9 protein-coding genes are annotated in these 12,220 nt (G+C 35.2%); 5 read left to right on the forward strand and 4 right to left on the reverse strand.

Annotation, left to right across the window (positions count from 1 at the left end; genetic code table 11):
• Both J6578_RS02795 and pgl read left to right on the forward strand, forming a co-directional pair.
• A partial coding sequence (locus J6578_RS02795) for an autotransporter outer membrane beta-barrel domain-containing protein (protein ID WP_287953865.1) occupies window positions 1-1,043 on the forward strand: 1,043 nt, incomplete at its 5' end.
• 274 nt (window positions 1,044-1,317) lie between these two features.
• The gene (pgl, locus tag J6578_RS02800; protein ID WP_100101375.1) at window positions 1,318-2,013 is read left to right on the forward strand and encodes a 6-phosphogluconolactonase; all 696 of its coding nucleotides are present in this window, start codon (window positions 1,318-1,320) and stop codon (window positions 2,011-2,013) included.
• A gap of 46 nt (window positions 2,014-2,059) precedes the next feature.
• Here the strand turns inward: pgl and J6578_RS02805 are convergent, their stop codons facing one another.
• Window positions 2,060-4,501 carry an autotransporter outer membrane beta-barrel domain-containing protein gene (locus J6578_RS02805; protein ID WP_287953866.1) on the reverse strand — a complete coding sequence of 814 codons (2,442 nt, stop codon included), beginning with the start codon at window positions 4,499-4,501 and terminating at the stop codon, window positions 2,060-2,062.
• Between the two features lie 1,478 nt (window positions 4,502-5,979).
• Between J6578_RS02805 and rfbB the strand changes: the two genes are divergently transcribed.
• A complete protein-coding gene (rfbB, locus tag J6578_RS02810) occupies window positions 5,980-7,014 on the forward strand; it encodes a dTDP-glucose 4,6-dehydratase (protein WP_287953867.1) in 1,035 nt (344 codons plus the stop codon).
• Between the two features lies 1 nt (window position 7,015).
• Window positions 7,016-7,552, forward strand: a complete 537-nt coding sequence (gene rfbC, locus J6578_RS02815) for a dTDP-4-dehydrorhamnose 3,5-epimerase (RefSeq protein ID WP_287953868.1) — start codon at window positions 7,016-7,018, stop codon at window positions 7,550-7,552.
• Between the two features lie 126 nt (window positions 7,553-7,678).
• Here the strand turns inward: rfbC and J6578_RS02820 are convergent.
• Window positions 7,679-8,760, reverse strand: a protein-coding gene (locus J6578_RS02820; RefSeq protein ID WP_502957985.1) for an IS3 family transposase whose coding sequence is annotated in 2 segments (ribosomal slippage) — window positions 7,679-8,517 and window positions 8,517-8,760 — 1,083 coding nt in all. Because the reading frame shifts where the segments join, the coding sequence is not laid out codon by codon here.
• Between the two features lie 234 nt (window positions 8,761-8,994).
• Between J6578_RS02820 and J6578_RS02825 the strand changes: the two genes are divergently transcribed.
• On the forward strand, window positions 8,995-10,083 hold the full coding sequence (locus J6578_RS02825) for a glycosyltransferase family 8 protein (RefSeq protein ID WP_287953869.1): 1,089 nt from the start codon (window positions 8,995-8,997) through the stop codon (window positions 10,081-10,083).
• Window positions 10,084-10,919: 836 nt separating this feature from the next.
• Here J6578_RS02825 and J6578_RS10285 read toward each other — a convergent pair.
• On the reverse strand, window positions 10,920-11,321 hold the full coding sequence (locus J6578_RS10285; RefSeq protein WP_353846651.1) for a DDE-type integrase/transposase/recombinase: 402 nt from the start codon (window positions 11,319-11,321) through the stop codon (window positions 10,920-10,922).
• 312 nt (window positions 11,322-11,633) lie between these two features.
• Window positions 11,634-11,798, reverse strand: a complete 165-nt coding sequence (locus tag J6578_RS02830) for a hypothetical protein (protein WP_287953870.1) — start codon at window positions 11,796-11,798, stop codon at window positions 11,634-11,636.
• Window positions 11,799-12,220 lie beyond the last annotated feature (422 nt).

Below are 12,220 nucleotides of genomic sequence, written 5' to 3' on the forward strand. Positions count from 1 at the left end.
CGAATAACCCGAATAACCCGAATAACCCGAATAACCCGAATAACCCGAATAACCCGAATAACCCAGAAAATGGTCATCATTCATCAAAACCGAAACCTACTTACCGCAAAGAGGTTCCTCTGTATGCTGCTGTTGCTGCGCAACTCCGGCAAACCGATATCATCATGCTGAGCAATATGCACCAAAGAATTGGCATCACACCAACAGCAGATGAACGCATGAGCTGGGGACACATCATTTCCGGTCGAACCGATATGCGGCAAGACGGCACTCCTGATGCTCATTCCACCGGCAACTATGCCGGCGTACAACTGGGCAGCGATATCTGGCACAATCAAGGCTGGCGAATCGGCGGTTATCTAGGTTATATCTACAGTGATATGAATGTTGATGGCTTTGCCAGCGGCATATATGGCAAAGTAGGCAAAAACACATCAAAATCCTACTTCCTCGGAGCCTATAGTAATTATGTTTACGCCAACGGAGCCTATCTTGATATCGTCCTACAAGGCGCACATCATCATGTCGACATCAAACCCAATGGTAATCACAACAGCACCCAGAAAGGCCATGGTTTCACCGCATCAATCGAAACAGGAAAACCATTCACCCTCAGCAACAGCAACTGGGAAATAGAACCACAAGCACAAATAGTGCATCAGTGGCTAAATCTAAACAACACCGACATCAGCGGACGCACCAGCGTCAGCCACAATCATAATAACGCGTGGCTGTTCAGACTAGGTGGCCGCATACAAGGCAACTATCAACTTAACCAAGGAATCTTGCATCCTTATATCCGTGTTAACGTGTTCTACTCACCTGATGGTGCAGACCAAACCACCTACAGCACCAATATCGCAGCAACAACATTGCATTCCGGTGCTGCACACACCAGTACAGAACTGGCTATAGGTGCCACCTATAACATTAATGAGAGAATAAAAATGTACAGCGAAATCGGTCACACCTGGTCCAACGGCGGTAATGCACGAATAAAAGCACCGCTAAGCGGTTCTGTGGGATTGAAAGTTAACTGGTAACCAAGCAAACACACACCATCAAGGTCAAATCCATCAGCAAGGATTTGGCCTTTTACCACTTAACCACACAACCAGAAATACCAAATATATTGAATTATTTAACAACAATTACCCCGTTAAAAACATATTAACTCAGTACCCGAGAATAATTAAACCAACTTAAACTCCCCAAAACAAACTTTAAAACACAAACAGAAAATACCGAATACAAGCCATCATGACTGCTTGCCACCTTCTGCGTAAAAATACATTGCAACAAACAGAGGAAATCACCATGTATCAGCCCCATGAATACCCAACCCGCACAGCAATGAACACCGCACTTGCTGCCGCCATCAGCAACAACCTGCAACAAGCCATTGCCCAGCGCGCTCAAGCATCACTGGCACTTTCCGGAGGGCCTGCTGTTATAGAATTGCTCCAGATATTAAGCCACACAACCCTGCCATGGGAAAAAATCCATATCACCCTAGTAGATGAACGTTGGGTAGACAAAGAGCATGAAGACAGCAACGAACGTCTAATGCGTACGCACTTATTGCAGAATCAGGCCAAAAATGCTCATTTCATCAGCCTGAAAACCATAGCCGATACCCCCGGCGACAGCATCGATGAAATCCACACCCGATTACAGCAAGCCCTGCCCTTACCAATAGATGTACTGGTATTAGGAATGGGTGAAGATGGCCACACAGCATCACTGTTCCCTCATGCAGAAAACCTCAGCAAAGGACTGGATATGCATTCCAACAGAATGGTTATTGATATGCAGCCTCTCACTGCCCCGCATAAGCGTATTTCATTAACCCTACCGGTTATTCTCAATAGTCGTCACCTATATCTCCAGCTAGTAGGAAAAAAACAGCAACAAGTATTTCAGCAGGCATTAGCCGGCAACGATACAGATCAAATGCCCATCCGAGCTGTATTACAGCAGCAACCAAAAATACAGATTTATCTGGCACAATAAAAATGCGCCAGCAAGGCTGGCGCAATACATAAAACCAAATCTACTTTTACCATGAATAACGGTAATTCAGATTAATGCCGAATTTCTGTTCAGTTTTCTGACCATTGGCATAATTAAGCTTAAAATCAGCATGATTATTGTGATCAAAATCCACCCCCAGACCAGCTTCATACAAACCACTGTTACCCGCACCGGCAATACGCAGATTTTCATCATCAACAACAGCATGACCCAGACCACTTTTATCATGCAGCCAATATGCACCTACATAAGGATTCAAACTTACCTTATTCAAAGCAAATGAAGTTTTAACTGCGGCTCCCAGCTTACTGCGATAAAAAGTAGTACTGTTGGTATACTCATCGCCAGATAAGCGTCCAACCGTCATCCCGAACTTCGGCGTAACCACCCACTTATCAGCCAGACTGAAATCCTTGCCTAACTGAGCACTCAGACTATTCGCGTGCCATGTCGCATTATCCATCTTACTGGCAGACGTTTTCAAATGACTGTATCGGTAAGCCGCATCTGCGAACCAACCGCCGGCATTCTGCCAACCAGCATAAATACCAGTAGTTACCGCTTTCAGATTACCGTCTTTATAATTGCCATTAAAATCCACACTTGAATGCCCCTGTCCCACAAAAGCACCCAGATACGTCTGATTATTCTCACCATCACCCAATGGCAAAACATGATCATAACCTAATTGCAAACTATAAGACTTCTGCTTGAAGCCTGCCGTAGCCAGACCATCACTGGTGCCCGTACTATCAAAATGATCATGAGCATAATTACTGTCCAGCCACAAATTATTATTACTACCCCGAGGCTGCGATTTCAGACTAGCGAGGCGCGCATTCAACGGTTCCTGTAGCTGATACACAAACTGATTGGCAGCCTGACGCATACTGATCAAAGAATTGGCAAAATCACTGATTTCATAATCAGATCCATGGGCACCACCAGAAGACACTGCGCCCTTATCATTGCTTAAAACCCATTTATTATCACCGTCCTGATGGAAGAAATAACGGTATTTACCCGCATCTACATAATCTTGCACCATACTAAATGAGCCATCACCACCATTGGATTCTACCAGCGTTATTTTTCCATTCGGCGTTTTTGGTCGTTTACGGCTATCAGCTACACTGATCTTATGCTCTCCATGTACCTTACCTTCAATCACAATCTTATCCGCCTGCTGATCAGCCAGACTAGAATTCAGATTAAACAAACCATTACTGCCACTCAGATCACCATGAATCGTCAGCGTTTTAAATTGACCACCTTTACTAAAAGAAATACTAGAATCGTGAATATTCAGCTCATCCAGCTCACTATTGCCATTAATCAGCCAGGAAGAACCATTCTTCAGATTAAATATTAATTTTGGCGCCGGACGTAACTCCACATATGTCCGTCCTGCAAGTTCAGAATGATCTGCTGTTAATACCAGTGGTTCTTGCGCTGCAACACCAGCATCCGCCAGAGCATCATCCTCAACACTATCATCATTAAAATTACGATGATCATTTACACCCACCAAAGCATCTCTGGCAATCAAACTACTATCTTTAATATTAAAAACGTTTTTATCTCTTACATCGTCTTCAAAGCCTTGACTGCTAATTACACTAATACCATAACCAGCATTAATCGTACTATTATCTACATTGATCTTACCGCCACTATCAATCACAAAGCCAACACTATTCTTATGGCTTAGATTGATTGAAGTATTCCTGATATTCGCCTTCCCCTGTTCAAATGAATCTACGCCCACATTCCACTCACCACTCCCCTGAATATCCACACGATCCAGATTCAATGTACCCTTAAATTGAACTTGACCCGCACTAGAAAGATAGCTGTCTTTACCTAAAGTTATTTTATGGTCATGTGCATCTAGTATCCCCCCATAAACATCATAAGCCTCAGAAACAGGTGCATTAATAATAAAGTCAGCCTGAGAATCAACATGCCCCTCATCTAATCCGATACCAGTAATATTATTATCAGATTCTTTCGGGCCTCCTTTTAGCGTAAACTGCACTCCTTTGGGAATAATAACCTCAATAGGGTCTTCTCCTCCCGCGGATGATCCAATGCCAACACCTGTAAAACCAACACGTTCTTCCTTATCCTTTTCATAACCTGGCCTCTCTAAAAAAGACAGATCCAATATAATATTTGTTCCCGGAGTAAATTCGGCTTTAATAGGAAGGGGATTTTGTGCATTAAAATCATTGCCAATTTTAAACAAAGAACTATCCCAGCCTTCTTGAAATTCTGCAGGAGTAGGCACCGCATTCTGATATTGCCCAGCAGCAATCTTCACATCACTGCCCAAAGCTGTACCCGCCCCGATATCACACCCATTCCAGTCAGTGCAAGTAGTAGCAGCCAAACTATAAGCGGACAATGATCCTAAAACAACCAATAATATCGTTTTAATTTTTGCAGGAGGAGAAATAAATTTCATAATAATCAACCAAATAAAAATAATAACAAATAGTATAATGCATTTTTACAATAACGTACATATATTTCTCAATCAATGTACTAATTTTACAATAACTTATGCACAAACATCATATATTATTATGTTGTATATCACCCTTTTAAATATTTAAATAGAATCATGTTATTTAATGCCTTATAGGGTCTTTTAGTGTTATCAATCGTTAGCCCTTCCTTAGTTACACTCATTATTTTTTCAGATTGCTAAAAGGTATGACTCAAATAATTCTGTGCGTTATATATAATTAAATAATTAAATCGTTCAATATAACTGTTTTGATATGAGCTATCTAATTTAATATAATTAATAGCTATACCGTGTGATTTTGCCCAGTAGATGAACGCTTTTCCGGTAGACACCAGCTTATAATTTATCCATACTTTGAACTAGATTCTTCAATTTTAGAGGTCGACACCAAATTCTAATTAAAGTATTATTAATTATCTAAACAGTCACCAAATTCCAAACAAAACATTCTAAATAAAAAATTATTTTTTAATTTTTTCTATTACAATCTACTTTAATATTAAAATTACTAATAATTAAATTCTTAAAATTATAAGCTTAGATATGTACCTATAAGCAAGATGTCATGATAGCAAATAACAGAATCTTTTTCCTGTTAACTTTTCTAACCCCATCATTAGTAATTCGTCAATAAAATTACTTTTTTATCATATTATAACATATAAACTTTTTATCCAATCATATATTAAATTTATGCCAAATAATTTTAATAGAATAGATAAGGAACTAAATATATGAATATTTTATGTGTGAAAAATCTTGATAAGTCGTTAGAGGCCATAGGTTAAACTAATGAATACTATGAATATCCTTGCTTGATATTAGAGCATTCTGCTAAAGAGTGTCCTAGCACTCATTCCGATTGTCGTATTTTGATGCTTTATCTTTCGCCTTCTCAGTTTGAGTGTATTGGTATTTTTTGATTTAGATTCAGATGTAAAGTTCTTAAATATAAATAGCAGTAAGTAAACTTTAACTAAATTTTCTTACTAATTCGAACCATTTAGATTAGCTAAATTCGCATTATATGACAACTTTACTAATGAATATTGTTTTAATAATAAACCCAAAAATATTATGAATTTATTCATTTGTTTTATACATGATTCAGAATAAGTTAATAAAAAAATTTGTTTAGGACTTGCCCCCCCTTGGAGAACTATAAATAAATTATTGGACAATAGAAAAAACTGAATCAATTACAATATCACAAACCTTTATCTATATTAGTAATAATACAATTTAGAAAGCAAGTATGCAAATAAGACTTAATCTATATATTGTTAATTTAAAAAAACAATAAAATTTAAAACATTTAGGATTTGACATTAATACTATGTTTAATATAATAAATAACTATTCATCTACATGATGATTTTTTGATAAGCACTAACACATATATTTAATGGATTATGAACATCATTGTTACAGGAGGAGCCGGTTTTATCGGTTCGGCCGTTATAAGATATCTTATTAATAATACCCCACATCAAGTATTCAATATTGATAAACTAACTTATGCAAGCAATATAGAATCTCTGGATTCTATAGTTAAAAGCCCACGCTATCATTTTGCCAAAACAGATATCGTAAATCGAAATGAACTATCTTCAATCTTTCAAAATTTTCAACCTAATGCTATCATACATTTAGCAGCAGAATCTCATGTGGATCGGTCATTAATCAATCCAGAAGAATTTATTCAAACTAATATAATTGGCACATTTCAACTACTTCAGCAGAGTTACCAGTACTGGTCAAAACTAGATAAAACAGAAAAAAAATTTTTTCGGTTTCTACATATTTCAACAGATGAAGTTTTTGGAGATATGTATGAATCAAAAAAATTATTTAGCGAAAATTGCCAATATTTACCGAGTTCTCCGTATTCAGCAAGTAAAGCTAGTGCTGATCATCTTGTACGTGCGTGGAATCGAAGCTATGGTTTACCAACTCTCATTACAAATAGTAGCAATAATTATGGACCTTATCAACACCCAGAAAAATTTATACCAAAAATCATAATCAATGCTCTATCAGGGTTATCAATTCCTGTATATGGTAATGGGCAACAGATACGAGACTGGCTATATGTAGAAGATCATGTGCACGCTATATATAAAGTGCTTACCACGGCCACTATAGGACAAAGTTATAACATTGGTGCTGGTAACCAAATTAAAAATATTGATATAGTATATACTATATGCCAATTATTAGAAGAGTTAGCTCCCAAAAAGCCTTCTAACATAAAAAATTATGTTGATCTTATTTCATATATAAAAGATCGACCTGGACATGATAAATGCTATGGTATAAATAATAATAAAATAACAAAAGAACTGCACTGGAAACCACAAGAAAGTTTCAATACGGGACTATATAAGACAGTTCTGTGGTATCTAGATTACATAAAAAAGTATAATCACGCATTTAAAAGTATGTAAAATGAAAGTTAGAGAAACATATATTAAAGATTTACTCATTTTAAGGCCTGAAATCCATAAAGATGAGCGAGGTTGGTTTATGGAAAGTTTCAACCAAAATGCATTTAATCATATATTAAAAAATTTTGGCCACAAACCTCAAAATTTTGTTCAGGATAATCATTCATTATCGAATAAAGGAGTATTAAGAGGTCTTCATTATCAAAAATTTCCTTATGGGCAAGGTAAACTTATCCGAGTAATACAAGGAAAAGTATGGGACGTTGCAGTCGATATCAGACCAAATTCACCAACATTTAAAAAATGGGTTGGGATAGAAATAAGTGGCACGAATCAAGTTCAATTCTGGATTCCTCCTGGATTCGCGCATGGATTCATAGCATTAGAAGATAACACACATTTGGTTTATAAAGTAACAGAATATTACAAACCAGAGTTTGAAGAAATCATTAAGTGGAACGATTCTGAGCTTGCTATAGATTGGCCAGTAATAAATCAAGAATCAATTACACTTTCTATCAAAGACAGAAATGCTTAAATATATAATTCCTTTATATAAGCATTTAATCACTATTAAAAAGTCAATTTTATTTAATTTATGCTATTTTACATATTATTAATTTGTGCAAACACCATAAAATTAGTACAAGATTTAAGTACAAAATTACGCAGCAGGCATGAGTATTTCATAGTCACGTGGTGCCATATTATTTAATGCTTCATGAGGTCTTTCAGTATTATAAATGGTTAGCCATTCTTCGGTTACCTTTCTTGCTTGTTCTAGATTATTAAATAAATATAAATCCAATATTTCCGTGCGATAGGTACGATTAAATCGTTCAATATACCCGTTTTGATATGGACTGCCGGGGTTGATGTAATCTATAGTTATACCATGTGATTTTGCCCAATTAGTAAACGTGTTTCCAGTGAATTCCGGTCCATTATCTACTCGTATTTTTAGTGGATAACCATGATATTCGGCCAGTTTATCCAGATAACGGGTAATCCTGCCAGCTGGTAAACTGACCGCAATATCAATGCCTAGCGCCTCACGATTAAAGTCATCTATCACATTGAAAGTTCTAAAGCGTCGTTGATTGCGACTGCCGTCACTCATAAAATCCATTGACCCGCATTCACCTTGTTTATTGGGTACTGATAGCCTTTCCGGGCTTCGTGGTGGAATACGCTGTTTACGCTTTACCCTGAGATTAAGCTTCAATTCACAATACACCCGATACACACGTTTATGATTCCATTTATAGCCGAGCTTTCTGATGCGATTAAAACACTTGGGAAAGCCCCAGCGTAAATGCTTATCGGTGATCGCACTGAGTACCGACCTAATCACTGAATCATCCGGTAACTTGGGCTGATAATAGTAAGCACAGCGGCTTAAGCCAACAATAGCGCAGCTCATAGCAATAGTAACAAAATGATTTTCTTGTAACTCCAAAGCCCATGCTTTACGTGCCTTGGTAGGCACTATAGCTTTTTTATGATTTCCTCCTGAAGCTGAGATTTTAAACTGAGCTCAGCAAACATCTGCTTAAGCTTGCGGTTTTCAGCCTCCAGCTCCTTTAAACGTTTGATATCGGAGGTTTCCATACCACCGTATTTTTCCCGCCATTTATAGAAAGTCGAATTGCCGATGCCATATTTACGGCAAAGTTCTTTGACAGGAATACCGGCTTCAGCTTCTTTTAAAATAGCTACGATCTGATGTTCAGTCATTTTTTTCATGTATAAATCTTCTGTGGGTTAATAAAGAGAATTTTCTACTTTCACACTGTACTATTTTAGAGGATAGGGCTAATATATAAGTTACATTTAAAATGTATCATTCTTGTAGGCCATTAGACATTAATGATACAATCTTAGCTTTAATTTATTTGGTACTATTAACTTGTATGTTTGATATTATTTCATATGTTTTTGTAAATCAAACCAAACTACTTAAAAATAAAGGATAAGTAGATGGAACTTCAAAATAGACAAACAATAAACATATTTTTATCATCTGATGACAATTATGCCAAATACATACCCGTATTACTCGAATCTATTTATTGCACTGCATCGACAGACTATAATTATAAAGTAACTATTGCTGATGCAAATATATCTGATAACACGAAAGATTCAATAGCGAATAGTTCTAAGGATTATTCAAACTTCATAATTAGTTATGTTGACATAAATAATATTGTAAAAAAATACAAAGATTTATTTGTTACTTTTGCTCATTTTACTGTCTCTACTTATATTCGATTTTTTATACCAGATATTTTATCAGATGTTAGTAAAGCTATATATCTTGATATTGACTTATTAGTTAATTCAGATATATCCAAATTATATGAAATAAATATTGATAATTATATCGTTGCTGCAGCTGTTGATGCATGCTATGCACGAGAGCTTTATTTTAATAAAAATAACGCAATATCTTATTCAGAAAAAATTCTTGGCTTACCTAGAGGTGTACCAGAATTCAATGCCGGTGTATTGTTAATCAATTTAAATAAATGGAGAGAAGAGAATATAACCCAAAAATGTATTGAGAAACTGGCCGATATTGGTAGACCAAGGGTACTAGATCAATGTATTTTAAACGCTGTAATTAAGCAGGATTATATTTATAAGTTACCCGTTGAATGGAATTATGTATGGCATGCTCAGCTAGAAGGATTAAAGCCAATAACTAAATCAAGCTTTTTTAATGAGGTCATAAAAGAATATAATGATAAAATTAATCAAATTAAAATTATTCATTATACATCAAGCGTTAAACCATGGAATATATATAGTTCACATAAAAATATACCTGTAATTAGGTATTTAGCAGAGAACTGGTGGAAAATGGCTTCTAAAACAGGCGTTTTTACTCAATTATTGGCCTCAAACCAAAGTTTTAATAACATGCAAGACAAAAAAGTAAATCTAAATTGTATTAAAAGAATATATATTTGTAATTTAAGAATTTTCAAAATCAAATATTCAGAAAATTGTAAAATATATTATTTATTTAATATGCCAATCTTGAGAATTAAAACCTTTTATTAAAAAAATTAATTAAAATTAAAATATCTAGCAAATTCAGTTTATCAAAATTGAATTTGCACCATCATTAAAATATTATATTAATTAATATAATATTTTTTAGGTTGCTAAATTTTTTAAATAGGGCTTGATTATAATAAAATAAGAAGTATTATAATTCAAGCTCTATAGCTTGAATTTTTGTTTGTTGCTTAAGTAAATGCAATTTTCTACTTAACTAATATTTATTTATTTTAAAATAAATAATAAATTTTAACTATTATATATATTCCATAAGTAGAAATTTTCTCTATTAATCCACACTATAGAGGATTCAAACACAAAAATAACTGAACATTAAATTGTATCAATTCTAGAAAAAGCTGAAGCCAGTATTGCAATTAAGAAACTTTACCGAAAATACGATAATATAGGTAACTTGGCTTTATATATAGCAAGAAAAAACGATAGGATGGAATCCTCGGGTAACGAATGCATAAAGACATTGGAAACTGAAAATCATAAGCTCAAGCATATATATGTTTTCTGGGTTAAATTTAAAATCTCAGCTTCAGGAGGAAATTATCAAAAGCTTAAGTACATAATCAAGTCACATAAAGCTTAGACATTGATACTACAGATCACTTTTTCAATGGAATTTCTGTTATTGGCTTAAGCCACTGTACTTACCATTATCAATCGAAGTTTTAGTGTAAATTCGCATAGATAGTACAAAATTGATGTAGAAAATCAAACTGCTTGTTTTAGTGTTTAATACTCAATCTGAATCATATTATTTAATGCTTCATGAGTTCTTTTGGTGTTATAAATGTTAGCTATTCTGCAATTACTTTCATTTCTTACTTCAAGTTATTAAATAGATGTAAATCCAATACTTTTGTGCGATAAGTACAATTAAATCGTTCAGTATACCTGTTTTGATATAGGCTTGGTTGAATATAATCTATGGTTATATCATGTAACTTTGCCCAATAAGTGAATGTATTTCCGATGAATCCCGCTCCATTATCCACTCGTATTTTGAGTGGATAACCATAATATTCAGCCAGTTTATCCAGATAACGTGATCCTGCTAGTTGGCAAACTGACTGCAATATCACTGCCTCATGATTAAAGTCATCGATGACATTAAAGGTTCTAAACCGACGTTGATTGCAACTGCTGTCACTCATAAAATCTATTAACCAACATTCATCTTGTTTGCTAGGTGTTGATAGCCTTTTTGGGGTTCGTGGAGGAATACGCTGTTTACGCTTTACCCTGACATTAAGCTTTAATTAACAATATACTTGACAAACCCGTTTATGGTTCCATTTATAGCCGAGATTTCTGATGCGATTAAAACATTCGGGAAAGCCACAGCGTAAATGATGCCTATTAGTAATAGTACTGAATACCGACATAATTACTGAATCATCCGGTAACTTAAATTGATAATCGTAGGCAAAGTGGCTTAAACCACCAATAGAGCAATTTATTGTAAAGTAACAGGATGACTTTCTTGTAACTCCACAGCCCAGGCTTTACGCTCCTTGGTAGGCACTAGAGTTTTTTTATGATTCTCTCTCCTGAAGCTGGGATTTTAAACTCAGTTCAGCAAACATCAACTTAAGCTTACGATTTTCAGCTTCCAGTTCCTTTAAACATTTAATATCCGAGGTTTCCATACTACCGTATTTTGTCACGCCATTTATAGAAAGTTGAATTCCCCATGCCATATTTACGGCAGAGCTCTTTGACGGGGTACCGGTTTTGGTTTCTTTATAGATAGGGCTAATACATAAACTGCGCTCTGATGTTCAGTCATTTTTTCATGTTTAAATCCTCTGTGGGTCAATAAAGAGGATTTTTTACTTTTATGCTGTACTATTTTAAGAGATAGTTACAACAGGATGATTTAATGATTATTTGAGTAGTAAGTGCTATCATTATCAAGCATTTATACTAGAGCCTTCTTAAGGCTTTAATCGCATCCAAAAACTCGGCTATAAATGTAATTATAAACGTATTTATCGAGTATATGGCTAATTAAAACTTAATCTCAGAGTAAGGCGTAAAAACGTCTTCCTCCATAAGATTTAGAAAAGTTATTAGTCCCGAATAAGTTTGCTGAATGGCTATCAATGGATTTCATATGTGG

Source organism: Snodgrassella sp. (assembly GCF_024103505.1).
Classification (GTDB): domain Bacteria; phylum Pseudomonadota; class Gammaproteobacteria; order Burkholderiales; family Neisseriaceae; genus Snodgrassella; species Snodgrassella communis.